This window comes from Chitinophaga sp. CF418, assembly GCF_900142925.1.
Lineage (GTDB): Bacteria > Bacteroidota > Bacteroidia > Chitinophagales > Chitinophagaceae > Chitinophaga.
In genome coordinates, this window is record NZ_FRCN01000001.1 from 396,584 (window position 1) to 411,004 (window position 14,421).

Annotated in this window: 14 protein-coding genes; 10 read left to right on the forward strand and 4 right to left on the reverse strand. The window is 47.7% G+C overall.

Translation table 11 applies throughout. The annotated features are described in order from the left end of the window. Positions 1 to 32 precede the first annotated feature (32 nt). Positions 33 to 440, reverse strand: a complete 408-nt coding sequence (locus F3I09_RS01635; RefSeq protein ID WP_149693295.1) for a DUF6157 family protein — start codon at positions 438 to 440, stop codon at positions 33 to 35. 266 nt (positions 441 to 706) lie between these two features. After that, the gene (locus F3I09_RS01640; RefSeq protein ID WP_149693296.1) at positions 707 to 1,306 is read right to left on the reverse strand and encodes an NAD(P)H-dependent oxidoreductase; all 600 of its coding nucleotides are present in this window, start codon (positions 1,304 to 1,306) and stop codon (positions 707 to 709) included. A gap of 102 nt (positions 1,307 to 1,408) precedes the next feature. On the opposite strand from F3I09_RS01640, the gene F3I09_RS01645 reads away from it, so the two are divergent. From F3I09_RS01645 to F3I09_RS01660, 4 genes are all read left to right on the forward strand, one after another. Continuing rightward, positions 1,409 to 2,311, forward strand: a complete 903-nt coding sequence (locus F3I09_RS01645) for a LysR family transcriptional regulator (protein ID WP_149693297.1) — start codon at positions 1,409 to 1,411, stop codon at positions 2,309 to 2,311. 69 nt (positions 2,312 to 2,380) lie between these two features. Further along, on the forward strand, positions 2,381 to 2,863 hold the full coding sequence (locus tag F3I09_RS01650; RefSeq protein ID WP_149693298.1) for a GNAT family N-acetyltransferase: 483 nt from the start codon (positions 2,381 to 2,383) through the stop codon (positions 2,861 to 2,863). A 304-nt stretch (positions 2,864 to 3,167) separates the two neighbouring features. Beyond that, positions 3,168 to 4,031 carry an AraC family transcriptional regulator gene (locus tag F3I09_RS01655; RefSeq protein ID WP_149693299.1) on the forward strand — a complete coding sequence of 288 codons (864 nt, stop codon included), beginning with the start codon at positions 3,168 to 3,170 and terminating at the stop codon, positions 4,029 to 4,031. Between the two features lie 65 nt (positions 4,032 to 4,096). Beyond that, positions 4,097 to 4,747 carry an HD domain-containing protein gene (locus F3I09_RS01660; protein ID WP_149693300.1) on the forward strand — a complete coding sequence of 217 codons (651 nt, stop codon included), beginning with the start codon at positions 4,097 to 4,099 and terminating at the stop codon, positions 4,745 to 4,747. 68 nt (positions 4,748 to 4,815) lie between these two features. Here F3I09_RS01660 and F3I09_RS01665 read toward each other — a convergent pair whose 3' ends face one another. Further along, on the reverse strand, positions 4,816 to 5,142 hold the full coding sequence (locus F3I09_RS01665; RefSeq protein ID WP_149693301.1) for a helix-turn-helix transcriptional regulator: 327 nt from the start codon (positions 5,140 to 5,142) through the stop codon (positions 4,816 to 4,818). Between the two features lie 179 nt (positions 5,143 to 5,321). On the opposite strand from F3I09_RS01665, the gene F3I09_RS01670 reads away from it, so the two are divergent. Genes F3I09_RS01670 through F3I09_RS01680 form a run of 3 tightly spaced genes read left to right on the forward strand, consistent with a single transcriptional unit; the run spans position 5,322 to position 9,996 of the window. Then, positions 5,322 to 6,737, forward strand: a complete 1,416-nt coding sequence (locus tag F3I09_RS01670) for an FAD binding domain-containing protein (RefSeq protein WP_188133642.1) — start codon at positions 5,322 to 5,324, stop codon at positions 6,735 to 6,737. A gap of 6 nt (positions 6,738 to 6,743) precedes the next feature. After that, positions 6,744 to 9,053 carry a xanthine dehydrogenase molybdopterin binding subunit gene (locus F3I09_RS01675; protein ID WP_149693302.1) on the forward strand — a complete coding sequence of 770 codons (2,310 nt, stop codon included), beginning with the start codon at positions 6,744 to 6,746 and terminating at the stop codon, positions 9,051 to 9,053. Continuing rightward, positions 9,016 to 9,996 carry an XdhC family protein gene (locus F3I09_RS01680; RefSeq protein ID WP_149693303.1) on the forward strand — a complete coding sequence of 327 codons (981 nt, stop codon included), beginning with the start codon at positions 9,016 to 9,018 and terminating at the stop codon, positions 9,994 to 9,996. The genes F3I09_RS01675 and F3I09_RS01680 overlap by 38 nt, the downstream gene beginning before the upstream one ends. Positions 9,997 to 10,017: 21 nt before the next feature. Here the strand turns inward: F3I09_RS01680 and pucL are convergent, their stop codons facing one another. After that, complete coding sequence (gene pucL / locus F3I09_RS01685) at positions 10,018 to 10,863, reverse strand: factor-independent urate hydroxylase (RefSeq protein ID WP_149693304.1); 846 nt, start codon at positions 10,861 to 10,863, stop codon at positions 10,018 to 10,020. 77 nt (positions 10,864 to 10,940) lie between these two features. Here pucL and allB point away from each other — a divergent pair, with 77 nt between their 5' ends. The 3 genes from allB to allE all read left to right on the forward strand — a co-directional run bounded on the left by allB (position 10,941) and on the right by allE (position 14,414). After that, a complete protein-coding gene (allB, locus tag F3I09_RS01690; RefSeq protein WP_149693305.1) occupies positions 10,941 to 12,287 on the forward strand; it encodes an allantoinase AllB in 1,347 nt (448 codons plus the stop codon). A gap of 131 nt (positions 12,288 to 12,418) precedes the next feature. After that, on the forward strand, positions 12,419 to 13,666 hold the full coding sequence (locus F3I09_RS01695) for an allantoate amidohydrolase (RefSeq protein ID WP_149693306.1): 1,248 nt from the start codon (positions 12,419 to 12,421) through the stop codon (positions 13,664 to 13,666). Between the two features lies 1 nt (position 13,667). After that, entirely contained in the window at positions 13,668 to 14,414 is a 747-nt protein-coding gene (gene allE, locus F3I09_RS01700; RefSeq protein ID WP_149693307.1) for a (S)-ureidoglycine aminohydrolase, read from the forward strand. Positions 14,415 to 14,421 lie beyond the last annotated feature (7 nt).

The window sequence follows — 14,421 nt, forward strand, 5'->3', positions numbered from 1 at the left end:
CTTTAATCATCCTTCAAAAAAACATAATATAATTATGCCTTTTTGGAACGCATGGCTTTCACCTGGGCGAGGCTTCTGTCTTTTGAGAATCGCTGGTATTCGTCGGATTCTACTGCATAGATCGCCATCCTTCCTTCTGCATCGAAATGAGCCCCCCAGCCATAGCGCTTGGTAAGCGGAGAGGCTCGGAAACAAGCCTGTCCTTTAGAAAAGAACTGCTCTCTTTCTGCATCAAATTCTTTGGTTTTCAAATGATGTTTTGCAGCGTGGGCATGGAAAAGCACATCGTCGGAAGTAAACTCGTAAGGGTTATCGATCAACAATTCAAATTCAATATTGGCAATAGTCTTTTCTCCTCTCATCGGGGGCACTTCAGCAGCGTTTACAGGGCAGTCTTCCGCAACTTCAATGAATGTATTGTAATAATTGGTGGTCTTCATCTACATACTTTTTATGGGTCAGGTTGACATTACATTACCTGAAATATAAAAAAATCCTGGCAACTTTAGTTACCAGGATCGGAAACTCCTCACAAAAAGTACATATTAGTTATTTAGCATTTCCTTTCTATACCGCTATTCCGTATATACCTTCTCAGGTTCCCTGTTGATAAATCCAACATCATCCGCCGATAATTGCAGGTTCATGGCTTGTACATGCTGTTATGCCCGGGAAGCGTTACGTGCGCCTGCCATTCCATTTTACATTAATTCAGATTTGTAAATACATTCTCCAGATGCTGCCGGTACTGCCCCAGATCTCTCTTTACATCCGCATTCTTTTCTATATCGTGAAAATGCATGCCGGGTAAAGGTTGCAGTCCGATAAATGCATTCATGCGGTGAAAACCGAACAGTATCCCTTCATCCACACTCGTCTCTTTAAAGAATTCACCAGGCAGCGTAAACGCTTCCTTAGGCGCATTCCACGAAGTGGTTACCATATACTTTTTACCATGTAGCATTCCACCGGTCCCATAGTTGATGGCAGGATTAGCAGCAGAACGTCCGTCACTGTGATAGATACCTGTTCCATGCCCTTCTGTGAATACTTTGTCTATGTACTGCTTGAAACCGTGCGGCAGCTGAAACCACCAGATGGGCGTGTGATAGATCACCACATCGGCCCATGTATATTTTGCGACCTCTTCTTTGAGATCGTAGTCATGATTGATATTGGTGGTTTTAACTTCAAAACCAGGCGTGTTACGGAAAAATTCAGCGGTAGCTGTTGAAATGGTCTCGTTGAACCGGCCACCGGAATGGCCGAACTGCTGACCTCCATTGATGATAAATACCTTTGTCATAGTGTGCTATTTTCTTTTTGACAAGGCAAAAGTACCTTCAGTAGCAGTATTATTAAAACAAGTTAAATCATACCTTTGTATCAGAATTCTAATAGTACTGATATGGTCAATCTTGAATGGTACAGAACATTTAAAGCGATATATAAAACAGGTACGTTAACCGGCGCAGCGGAAAGCCTGTTCATCTCACAACCTGGTGTCAGCCTGCATTTAAGCTCGCTGGAAAGCTATGTGGGATATAAATTATTCGACAGAACGGGCAGGAAAATGGTGCCTACTGAAAAAGGAAAGGTCTTCTACAACTTCATTATTGAACCGCTCAATAAGCTGGAAGACGCTGAAAAGAACTTTCAGAAAAGTACAGAGAAACATACGCCTACCATCAGTGTCGGAATGTGCTTTGAAACCTTTCAGATCACACTGGAACAGTATATCTCCACATTGCCGTTCAATGTCATTATCCGTTTTGGGGATTATCCTGAAATGTTGGATAATCTCGATAAAGGTATTCTTGACCTGATCATCACACCACAGAAAGGCACTTCTGGTAATATTGATCATGAAGCCTTTTCCTCTGAAACGATCGTATTGGTTGCAGGCAACGAGGTAGATGCAAAGTCATTCAACAAACTGGCTAAAGGGAAAAACATAGCAATTATTGAGGATTGGCTGAAAACACAGAAGTGGTATGGTACCACCGGCGACATGGAACACCTGTTCAGGTTCTGGAAACTGAATTTCAATCATCATCCTGACTTCCGGCCCAACTATATTGTACCCAACCTAAACTCCATTGTACGCTGCCTTAAAAGCGGAAAAGGACTAGCGGTAGTACCTGATTTCCTCTGCAGAAAAGAGATCGAAAACGGAGAGATTAAGTTATTGTGGGAAGGCGCTACTAAACTGAAGAATACATTATACTTCGGCACCCGCAAGAAGACGGCTTATGCCGATGAGATCAACCTGATCAAGAAGTTGTTCGGGAAAGTGATGCTGCCGGTATAACACTGTTTATCCTCATTTTCAGTACCTTTCGGAAAGAATCATTAAGCATCCAGATAATCATCGAACACCATGCCAGTCACTATTAGAGATATTGCCACGACAGACAACGCCGCATTAGCGAAGATCGTACGGGATACATTTGAAGAATTTGATATCCCAAAGGTGGGAACCGTCTATTCCGATCCTGAAACAGATAGATTGTACGACCTGTTCCAGGCGCCGGGCAGCGCATATTTTGTTGCCGAGGAAGACGGTGTGATACTGGGCGGCTGCGGGCTATTTCCCACAGCAGGCCTTCCGGAAGCCTGCGCCGAACTGGTAAAATATTATCTCTCCGGCGATGCCAGGGGCAAAGGTATCGGCAGAGCGCTGATGGAGCACACCTTCGTGGCCGCCAAACAGCAGGGATATACGCAGTTATACCTCGAGTCTTTCCCTGATTTTGCCAAAGCTGTAACCATATATGAAAAAGCTGGTTTCCGGCACCTGGATAAGGCATTAGGCAATTCCGGGCACTTTGCCTGTACCATATGGATGCTAAAAGATCTGTAACAAGAGAAAAAAGCCGCGGCATCCCCGCGGTTTTCTTTTTTCTCCCCGTTTTCGGTTATTTCCACATTCAGAAAAAAGGTGAACCTTGCATCATATATACAAATGGCGTTACCCCTACCGGAAAGCAACAACCGGCAAAAGACATAACGGATACCATATCCTGATTAGAACAAACACTATGCTTGATTTCCATGTTATGTACGACCTTCACCCCTTCTGGTGAAGGTCTTTTGTACGTGAATATCTATAGCACTATCAATTGTTTATATATCCTGCCAGGCACTTATTTCCGTAATTTCACTTCATGCATACGGCTCATATATTGAACATTGATATCAACCCTGCGTTGAGGAACTCATTTTCTGTTGAGGAGATTAGCGGGCAATTGTCTGAAGACAATACGCTGCGTCGCATTTCCTTCAATGAGCTGATCCTTATTAAAAACGGGTATGGCACAATATCCATTGATGGAGCTGTCTACAATATTACACCACATAGTCTTTTCATTATTTCCAAAGGACAGGTCTATACAGTGAATGACAACCATCATCTGGAAGGGTATGTACTGCAGTTTGGAGATTGCTTCTGGGAAAAAACCCCGGCCAGCGCCAGCAACTGCAAGGCGGTCCTCTTCAATGATCCTTCCGGTCACCAGCAAATCCAGTTAAATAAACAGGATGAAGAAACCCTATTCAGCCTGTTGACAACTATACTGGATGAATTCAGAATTCCTGATTATGTGAATAAAGCCGATGCCCTTGCGGCGTACCTGAAGATCCTTATGATAAAAGTCGCGAACATCAACAACCTCCTGCATACAGGTCATAGCACCAATGAGAATAAAACATATCGTCAGTATTTGGAACTGGTCAGCCAGGAATATCGCAATACCCACGAAGTGACCGATTATGCAGAGAAACTAGGCATTTCTTATCGCCAGCTGGCAGACCTCTGCAAACGCTGCAGCGGCAGAAGGGCCAAAGATATTATCAATGGTCAGCTGGTAGCAGAAGCCAAAAGAATGCTGCAATTCTCTTCCAAACCCGTAAAAGAGATTTCCTATCTGCTGAATTTTGCCACCCCATACCAGTTCAGTAACTTCTTCAAGAAAGAAACACAACTCTCCCCAAATGAATACCGCACACAATTTGTGAAAATTGGTATCTGATACGTAGTTTTTAGCATTTCCTGCACCTTCGCCTGCCAGTAATTTTGTGGCATAAACTTAAAGTTATGCCAGTAACAAGATTATCAAGACTAGCCGGAATAGACATACCAGACAGCCAGGTAGCAAAACAGGCCACGGAATTACTGCTGGAATATGGTACAGAATTTCTCTATAACCACTCCCTTCGGGTGTTCCTCTTTTCCTCCCTCAATGCGAAAAGGGGTCATATCAAACATGATGCTGAGTTGTTATATGTGAGTGCCATCTTCCATGACCTGGGACTAACACCTCATTACAGTAGTCCTGACAAACGTTTTGAAGTGGATGGGGCCAATGCCGCCAGAGATTTCCTGGAAAGCCACGGCTATCCTCAACAGGCGCTGCAACGCGTGTGGGACACCATTGCGCTGCATACTACTATTGGTATTGCTGAATATAAGGAGCCGGAGGTAGCGCTGATGTATTCAGGCGTGGGCCTGGATGTGATGGGTGAAGGATATGAGCACCTGAGTGAAGAGCATAGGAACGAGATTATTAAGGCATTTCCGAGGACTGATTTCAAGCAAAAGATCATCCCCGCTTTCTTCGATGGGTTTAAACACAAGACAGATACCACGTTTGGTAATATCAAGGCAGATGTCTGCGCTTTTATGATACCGAACTTCCAGCGTAAGAACTTCTGCGATTGCATCCTGCATTCGCCATGGAGTGAGTAATGCATCACCCTGCCAATCAGATGTTGTTTAGCACGGGAGGCTGTTCAATTTATTGACAGCCTCTTTTTCTATTTTCTGTCGTTTTCTTTCTTCTCCTTTTCCAGGAAATCTTCCAATGCATCGAGCTTCTGCATCCAGAACGACTTGAACTGTTCTGTCCAGTCAGATACTTCCTGCAGCTTCTGCAAATTGGCCTTGCAATAACGCTCCCTACCCTGTTGGGTGATCATCAGCAGGCCACATTCTGTCAGTATACGGATATGTTTGGACACTGCCGGCCTGCTGATGTCAAAATTATCAGCTATCGCATTCAGGTTCAATGTCTGATGTGCCAGCAGATTGATAATCTCCCGCCTGGTAGGGTCAGCTATTGCCTGGAAAACATCCCTTCTCATCGTTGATAAACGTATTTTAAGCAACCGTTCGGTTACAAAATTAAGGAAAGCACAGTTGCTTTCAATGACATCTGTTTTTTACCGCTGAAATATTTGCCGGAAACGTTCCCTGAACGCGGTTTATAGCTGGGACGGATGGAAAATTTTCGTTAACTTCAGAGAAACCACATTTGTTGCCCGTGCTGAAATTTATTCTCAATAATGAAGACGTTGGTACCAGCCTTCCGCCTGGTATGCCGCTGCTGGATTTCATACGTTACCATCAGCACCTGACCGGTACAAAGACCGGTTGCAATGAAGGTGATTGCGGTGCCTGTACTATCCTCGCGGGCGAACTGCAGCATGGCTCGCTGGTATACCGTTCCTTTACCTCCTGCCTGATGCCCCTGGGCAATGCACACGGCAAACATATCGTGACCATCGAAGGCGTCAATATGCTGCCGGCGCTCAATCTCATACAGCAGGCCATGGTGGACAATGCCGCCACCCAGTGCGGTTTCTGTACCCCGGGATTTGTCATGTCGCTCGCAGGATTTTGCCTGAGCAAACAGGCGCCCACCCCCGAAAATGCGATTACCGCTATTGACGGAAATATCTGTCGTTGTACCGGGTATAAATCCATCGAAAGGGCGGCCGCTGCCGTCGCCGCACAACTGGCCCATCGAAATAACGAGGAACCGGCCCAATTTGCCGCTGAGCAGCAAATCCTGCCCGGATATTTCTCAGGTATAAAAGAGCGGCTTAAACGCCTTCTTTTATCGTTAAACGGGGAATTAACTCCGCCTTCGGGAACAGTACCCCGTTTTGTGGCCGGAGGAACGGATCTGTATGTCCAGCAACCAGAGGAAATGCAGGAACAGCCCCTCCGTTTCCTGTTCGGACAGGAAATGCTGAAGGGCATTACCCGGGAAGACAACCGTTGCGTGATCGGCGCAGCCTGCACCGTGAACGATCTGTTAGCGTCTCCCATCATGCGGGCATATTTCCCTGCGCTGGATGGTTATGTCAGCCTGATCTCTTCCACACCCATCCGCAATATGGCCACCATTGCCGGAAACTTTATCAATGCCTCCCCCATAGGCGATCTGACGATCTTTTTCCTGGCGCTGGATGCTACCATTGAACTGAGTGACGGCCATACTACCCGAACATTACCGCTGCGGGAATTGTATAAAGGCTACAAGAAACTGGATAAACGTCCGGAGGAATATATGACACGCTGCTGGTTTGACCTGCCCGATGCCAGTACCGGTTTCCATTTCGAAAAGGTGAGCAAACGTACAAACCTGGATATTGCCAGTGTGAATACAGCGATCTGCATCACCATGAAGGAAAACCTGATCGGGACAGTCAGGATCTCAGCAGGCGGCGTAGGGCCTGTACCTGCATTGCTCACAGATACCGCCGCCTTCCTGACAGGAAAGGCACCCAGCGGGGCCGTGATAAAGGTCGCCTGCGCCATTGCGCAGTCGGAGATCACGCCGATCAGTGACGCAAGGGGTACCGCAGTGTATAAACGACTGCTGCTGGAACAACTCATAAAAGCTCATTTCATCACCCTGTTCCCTTCCCTGCAGGTGGAACTGTTATTATAACGTGCTATGAAGAATATTGATTCCAACACCCATGTCAGCGGTACTTCTGTGTACCTGGACGATCTGCCACTGCTCAGCGGCACCTTGTTCGGAGCGGCGTTTGGCTCACCCATAGCACATGGCGTCATCAGGGAATTGATACTGGAAGATGCCCTGCAGGTGCCGGGCGTAGTACGCATATTCACTGCTGCAGATATTCCCGGACAAAATGAGATAGGTGGCGTTATCAAAGATGAACCGTTGCTGGCTGATCATCATGTTCACTTCTGCGGCATGCCTGTGGCTTTCGTAACAGCACACACCCGGGAGGCTGCCAGGGCCGCAGTAAAGAAGATCAGGGTAAAGATCGACCCATTGCCCATTATTACTGATCCAAGGGAGGCACAGGCCAAAGGCGAGCTCATTATCCCACCCCGTACTTTCACACAGGGCGATATAGACAATGCATGGCGGCAGTGTACACATGTCTTTGAAGGCAGCGTGGACATTAACGGACAGGAACACCTGTACATTGAAACACAGGGCGCTTACGCCATTCCGCAGGAGAACAACAGCCTGCGTATTTACTCCTCCACACAGGGACCAGCTGCAGTACAGCGGGCGGTGACTTCCGTTCTCGGACAGCCTATGCATCGCTTTGAGGTCGTCGTTACCCGCCTTGGAGGCGGCTTTGGTGGTAAGGAAGACCAGGCCAACACCTGGGCTGCCCTCTGCGCACTTGCCGCCTGGCTGCTGAAAAAGCCTGTTAAATATGCCCTCCACAGGATGGAGGATATGGCTATGACAGGCAAAAGGCATCCTTATGCAGCAGACTTTAAAATAGGACTGAACGATGATCATAAGATCATTGCCTATGAAGTGTCCTTCTTCCAGAATGCCGGGGCTTCTGCAGATCTTTCAACTGCAGTACTGGCCAGGACATTGTTCCACTGTACCAATTCATATTTCATTCCGCATGTAAAGGCAACAGGCTGGAGCTGCCGCACCAACCTGCCGCCGAACACCGCATTCAGAGGTTTTGGCGGTCCGCAGGGAATGTTTGTCATAGAGGCTGCTATCGCAAAAGCTGCGCAGGCTTTACAGGTAGATGCGGCCATCATCCAGAAAAAGAATCTCATTCAGACAGGGCAGGAATTTCCCTACGGACAAGTCGCTAAAAGCGAAGCGCTGGCCTGCTGGGAAAGAACAGCAGCGCTATACAACCCGGATGATCTCCGAAGAGCGGTCAACAGCTTCAATACAGCACATAAATTACATAAAAAGGGTCTTGCATGCATGCCCATCTGCTTTGGCATTTCTTTCACCAATACCATGATGAACAATGCCCGCTCGCTGGTGCATGTCTACTCCGATGGCAGCGTCGGTATCAGTACGGGAGCCGTGGAAATGGGACAGGGTGTCAATACCAAGATACTACAGGTGGCCGCGCATACATTTGCCATCGCCCCTGAAAGAATAAAACTCAATCATACCAGCACCTATACCATCGCCAACACCTCTCCTTCTGCGGCCAGTGCTACCGCTGACCTGAACGGGAAAGCTACCTTAATGGCCTGCACCGCCATCCTGGAACGCCTGAAACACGTAGCAGCCGATGGTTTGCAGGCGGCACCGGAAGATATTTCGATCGTGAATGAGCAGGTACTGGTGAAAGGCTCTCCTTCATCCTGGGACTGGCAGCAGCTTGTTACTGCCGCCTTCCGGCAAAGGGTGAATCTCTCCGAACATGCACATTATACGACCCCCGAAATATATTTCGATGATGTAAAGGAGAAAGGCCATCCTTTCGCTTACCACGTATATGGTACCGCCATCCTGGAAGTAACGGTAGACTGCCTCAGGGGCACTTATACCGTCGATACAGTAAAGGTGGTGCATGATTTCGGTCACAGTATGAATACAGACATTGACCGCGGACAAATTGAAGGCGGCATTGTACAGGGCATAGGATGGATGACGATGGAAGAAGTGATCTACGACAGAGACGGTAGGTTACGTTCCAATGCCTTATCTACCTACAAGGTACCGGATATTTATTCCGTACCAAAAACTATAGCAATAGACGCATTACAAACCATTCATGATAACCTGGCGATATTCCGTTCCAAAGCAGTGGGAGAACCACCTTTGATGTACGGTATAGGCGTATGGTTCGCTCTCAGTAATGCAATACGGGCATTCCACCCGAACGCTGATATCCCATTCAGTACACCTATGACACCGGAAAAAGTGTTGATGGCGCTATATTCAAAAACCATTCAGGAAACTAATCAGCAACATGAAGAAACAGTTAGCCACCTGGGAATTGATCTGTAAAAGCCTGCGGCAGAATATACCAGTTATGCTGCTCTATGTACTGGACAGCCATGGCAGCAGTCCGGGCAGACAGGGCTTCTTTATGGCCGTAAACCATGCGGGGGATATAGAAGGCTCCATCGGAGGCGGTATCATGGAACACAAGTTTGTGGAAATGGCAAAGGAACAACTGGGCCATTTCGCAACCTCCTACTCCATTCATCAGCAGTTCCACGACAAGGAAGCTGCCAGGCATCAGAGCGGGATGATCTGCTCAGGCGATCAGTCGATCCTGATGTATAAACTGCTGCCGGAAAGTATCTCACCAGTCAATAAGATCATTGCCTGCCTCTCACAGCATCAGCAGGGCATCCTGGAATTATCACCGCTGGGCCTGCGCTTTACTACTGAGATACACGGTGAGCCGGACTTTCATTACACCATACAATCAGAACTGGACTGGGTATACCGGGAAAAGATCGGGTACCGGGATTTCCTGTACATCATCGGCGGCGGACACTGTGCACTGGCGCTGTCGGACATCATGGAGAAGCTGGACTTTTACGTTCACGTCTTTGAAGACCGCCCACAGGTCCATACGCTGCTGCAAAACAGTTCAGCGCATGAAAAGACAGTTGTGCGCGATTATAGCCAGTTGAAAGTAATGATCCCTGCCGGAGACAATCACTATGTGGTGATCATGACCGTTGGTTACCGAACGGATGATATTGCACTGAGAGCACTGTTACATAAATCCTTCAGGTATTGCGGAGTACTCGGCAGCGCCGCAAAAATTGAAAAGATGTTTGACACTTACAGGGCGGAAGGCATCAGCGAAACACTATTGAGCAGGATACATGCACCGGTGGGATTAAACATCAGCAGTCAGACGCCGGCGGAAATTGCTATCAGCATCGCTGCAGAGCTGATCAAAGTACGGCATGACGTTCCGGTACTACATTAGCTGTGGGATGGGATAACACACTTATTCCCTCGTCACAGTCGCCACGATCAGGCCATAAGGCTCGTCAGTGGCAATGAAGATCTCATTCTGGTTCTGTATGTCAAACTGTTCCAGGTTGAATGGGATATGATGTTTATTGGGCATTTGCAGATGGATCTCCCTGATACCGTCATACGCTTCCAATACCGCCTGCCCCATTGCATACAATGTCTGCTGCACAGAAAGGCTTTTATGGCCCGCAAATGTCTGCAGCAACAACTCCCGTATGCTGTTGAACTGTGCTGTGTAGTCAGCAGGCAGTTTATCGTATGTCCAGTTTATATCACACTTTGTAGCAAAGATACGGTCAGCTGTCTCCTTTAGTGTGGTATACTTGTCTTTGATGTATTTTTCAAAACCGGAGTCGGTGGTTTTCAGGATCAGCAGATCTGTAATACCGGACTGCACGCTCACATCGGAAGCATTCTTTATCACCTGGGCCGTCTTTTTTTCAGATCCTCCACCAATATAGGCATGCGGATGTTCCACCCCATCAAACTGCATGCGGTGATAAAGGTGTTCTGTTATTTCAATAGTGGCCGTTTCTACCTGGGGCTGGGTTGTCACAAAGTAATTCGCCAGGTATAAGGCAAAGTCTTCTATAGAAGTCTTAAAATGATCTTTCGCCAGGGCATATACGGTGTTCTTCTGTGTATCTGTCGGCAGGATCTTACTGTTATCTCCTGTTGTATGCGCCTCATCAAAATCCCCCTTCAGCGATACGTTTACCGTTACCTGCCGGAATTCGTGATAGGCAGGGTGGCGGATGATCTTTGACAATTGTACTGCGTTCTTACCGTAGCTGTTCTCTCCTAATTTGATTTTCATAATGGGGCATTTTATTTGATGATAACATACCCTAATATAAAGAATTAATTGCCTACTTTTACTTAGAACCCCTCGATATGTATGACCTCATTATAAAAGGAAACAATATACTCACACCTGATGGTTTACAACAGGCGGTGGTATTGCTCAAAGACGGCAGAATACACGCTATTCAGGCCGATCTGCCTGACAATGCCTCCAGCATCGTTGATATAGGCGATAAGGTCCTGATGCCGGGTATTACCGACCCTCATGTACATATTAACGAGCCGGGCAGAACAGACTGGGAAGGCTTTGACACCGCCACACGCGCTGCCATAGCCGGTGGTATTACCACACTGGTAGACATGCCCCTGAATTCCTCACCCGTTACTACTACCGTACAGGCGCTGGAGCAGAAGATCGCTGCCGCTGCACCACAGTTACATGCGGACTGCGGTTTCTGGGGTGGTGTTATTCCGGGTAATGAAAATGAGATTGAGCCACTGATCAATAAGGGCGTTCTGGGCTTCAAGGCCTTCCTTACGCATTCCGGTATTGATGAATTTCCCAATGTTACAGCAGCTGACCTGGAGAAGGTCATGCCCATCATTGCCAGGTATAACCTGCCTTTACTGGTGCATTGTGAACTGATAGCGGAAGGTCAGCATCTTCCGGTGCAGGAGAACAAACGTTCCTACCGGCAATATATGGCTTCCCGGCCGCAGGCATGGGAGCAGGCAGCCATCAACCTGATGATCCGCCTCTGTGAAAAATACCGCTGCCAGGTACACATTGTGCATCTTTCCGCAGCAAATGCTATTGGAGAGATCATAACCGCAAAGGAAAAAGGATTGCCATTAACTGTTGAAACTGCCCAGCATTATTTGTATTTTAATGGAGAGGAAGTACCCGATGGTAATACCAGTTTTAAGTGCGCCCCTCCCATCCGGGAAAGGGAAAATAATCAGCTGTTGTGGGAGGCTTTGAAAGCAGGTGTGATAGACTTTGTTGCGACAGACCACTCCCCTTCCCCTCCTGAGCTGAAAGCACTGGAAACCGGCGATTTCACCAGTGCCTGGGGCGGCATCTCCTCCCTGCAGCTTGCACTGCCCGCATTATGGACGGCAGGCCGGAGCCGGGATGTGACCTTAACTCAGATAGCACAATGGCTCTGTGAAAAACCGGCGATACTGGCAGGTGTACAAAACAGGAAGGGTAAAATAACGGCGGGATATGATGCAGACTTTGTCATATGGGACCCGGAACGGTTATTCACTGTAAATGCTGAAGATCTGCACCATAAGCATAAACTGACGCCTTATGTTAACGAAACGCTTTATGGTGTGGTAGAACAGACTTATATACGTGGTGTAAAGGTATACGACCAGGGAGCATTTACATCCCCCTGCCAGGGGGAAACGATATTGAAGCGTGATTGGTAAATCTGGATTCCGCCCGTTTATATCCGGGGCTACAAACACAACTCCGGGGAAGAACGCACCTACTGGTAATGTAGGGTACGAACCCGGAGCTGGTCTGACGATAATGAGTTCTTAATTCCCAAACGTCTGACATGGATTATTTACAAAGAGCAAACGCAGTATTGTCCAGGATCCACGAACTGGCATGCATCAGTGAAGATGCTCATTGCGTAACCCGTACATTCGGTTCTTCCGCTTTCATCAGCGGTTGCAGTAAAGTGCTGTCGTGGATGCAGGAAGCCGGTTTACAGGCCAGAATAGATAATATCGGGAATGTAAGGGGACGATGGCCCAGCAATGAACCCAATGCCCATACGCTGGTCATTGCTTCGCATATAGACACGGTGAAAAATGCCGGTAAATTCGACGGTCCCTTAGGAGTAACCATGGCGCTCGACCTCATTACACATCTGCAACAGGAAGGCGTCAACCTTCCTTTCAACATAGAACTGATCGCCTTCAGTGATGAAGAAGGCGTACGCTTTCACACCACCTATCTTGGCAGTGCAACGGTTACCGGTCACTTTGACGCGAAACTGCTGGATAAGACTGACAGCGCCGGTATCACACTCAGGGATGCCATTAAGACCATTGGCGGCAATACAGATGCACTGGCGGCAGATGCAATTCCTGCGGAAGAATGGCTGGGGTACTATGAGATCCATATAGAACAGGGACCTGTGTTATACGACCAACACCTCCCCGTTGCCGTAGTGCAGGGTATAGCTGGTCAGCAACGTATCCGCGTGAGGTTTCACGGCAGCTCTGGCCATGCAGGCACGGTGCCGATGGAAATGAGGAAGGACGCTTTATGTGCTGCAGCAGAGTTTATCCTGGCAGTGGAACGCATAGGCCTGCAATACAATGACAACCTGGTGGCCACCGTGGGCCTTCTGGAGATCACCAATGCAGCCAGCAATGTCATACCGGGAGAGGTGACCTGTTCCCTCGATATCAGAAGTACAGATAAATTACTGCTTAAAAAAGTACGCCGGTCGCTAAAAGATGTTGCTTCGCAGATCTGTGCTGAAAGACAGCTTACTGCCGACTGGGATATCATACAAAAAATAAAACCGGTGGAATGTGATACCGCACTCAATCATCTGCTGGCACAGTCCATCACGGCAGCAGGTTACAATGTGAAAGAGCTGGTGAGCGGCGCCGGACATGACGCGGTTGTAGTAGCCGCCGTAGCACCGGTGTGTATGCTGTTTGTAAGATGTTACAAAGGCATCAGCCATCATCCGGAAGAACATGTGGAAGCAGCAGATATCGCCGTTGCTATACAGGTATCAGATCACTTTATTCATCGCCTTACAGAGGTATACAAAAAGCGCTAATATGGAAATATCAGCATTGACGAGATCAGTAGTAAAAAGAAATCATGCAGTCATCTGCCCGGACGGATATGTGAACAGTGTGGTGCCGGGATGGACACATTGCAAAGTGAACGTTATCATCAATGAACAGATGGGCGCAAGGCTGGGACAAACACTGATCACAGCTGAAAAGGACTGTATCATTGCTGGTGATACCGAAACTGCACAGATCTTTTTCTATGTCATCTCCGGTCAATGCTCCGCAAAGGCAGACATACAAACAAAGGTGCTGACCAGCGGACAGTTCTTCTATGTTCCCGCCAGACATCCTTACCGGCTGGAACACTTCACCGAAGGCACACAGATCGTCACTTTTCACAAAGTATATGAAAAACTGACGGGACATGAACATCCACCTGTGATATTCGGAGACGCAGCTACCGTACCAGGACCATTTTTTCTCGGAGATCCCGCATTACGCTTACAGGTACTGCTGCCGGAAGATCTTTCCTTTGATATGGCCGTGAATATCTTCACCTACGATTCCGGCGGACATCTCCCTTTTGTAGAGACACATATCATGGAACACGGACTGCTATACCTGCAGGGCCAGGGCGTTTACATGCTGGATCACGAATGGTATCCTGTTAAAAAAGGAGACGCTATCTGGATGGCCCCTTACTGCCAGCAATGGTTTACCGCAATGGGAAAAGAACCTGCCGTTTATATCTATTACAAAAACGTGAACAGGTTCCCCACTACTATATAAATTCCAC

Excerpts from the sequence above, each read along its gene's own strand:
- F3I09_RS01635 (WP_149693295.1), bottom strand. The coding sequence starts at position 440 with ATGAAGACCACCAATTATTACAATACATTCATTGAAGTTGCGGAAGAC.
- F3I09_RS01640 (WP_149693296.1), bottom strand. The coding sequence starts at position 1,306 with ATGACAAAGGTATTTATCATCAATGGAGGTCAGCAGTTCGGCCATTCC.
- F3I09_RS01645 (WP_149693297.1), top strand. The coding sequence starts at position 1,409 with ATGGTCAATCTTGAATGGTACAGAACATTTAAAGCGATATATAAAACA.
- F3I09_RS01650 (WP_149693298.1), top strand. The coding sequence starts at position 2,381 with ATGCCAGTCACTATTAGAGATATTGCCACGACAGACAACGCCGCATTA.
- F3I09_RS01655 (WP_149693299.1), top strand. The coding sequence starts at position 3,168 with ATGCATACGGCTCATATATTGAACATTGATATCAACCCTGCGTTGAGG.
- F3I09_RS01660 (WP_149693300.1), top strand. The coding sequence starts at position 4,097 with ATGCCAGTAACAAGATTATCAAGACTAGCCGGAATAGACATACCAGAC.
- F3I09_RS01665 (WP_149693301.1), bottom strand. The coding sequence starts at position 5,142 with ATGAGAAGGGATGTTTTCCAGGCAATAGCTGACCCTACCAGGCGGGAG.
- F3I09_RS01675 (WP_149693302.1), top strand. The coding sequence starts at position 6,744 with ATGAAGAATATTGATTCCAACACCCATGTCAGCGGTACTTCTGTGTAC.
- F3I09_RS01680 (WP_149693303.1), top strand. The coding sequence starts at position 9,016 with ATGAAGAAACAGTTAGCCACCTGGGAATTGATCTGTAAAAGCCTGCGG.
- pucL (WP_149693304.1), bottom strand. The coding sequence starts at position 10,863 with ATGAAAATCAAATTAGGAGAGAACAGCTACGGTAAGAACGCAGTACAA.
- allB (WP_149693305.1), top strand. The coding sequence starts at position 10,941 with ATGTATGACCTCATTATAAAAGGAAACAATATACTCACACCTGATGGT.
- F3I09_RS01695 (WP_149693306.1), top strand. The coding sequence starts at position 12,419 with ATGGATTATTTACAAAGAGCAAACGCAGTATTGTCCAGGATCCACGAA.
- allE (WP_149693307.1), top strand. The coding sequence starts at position 13,668 with ATGGAAATATCAGCATTGACGAGATCAGTAGTAAAAAGAAATCATGCA.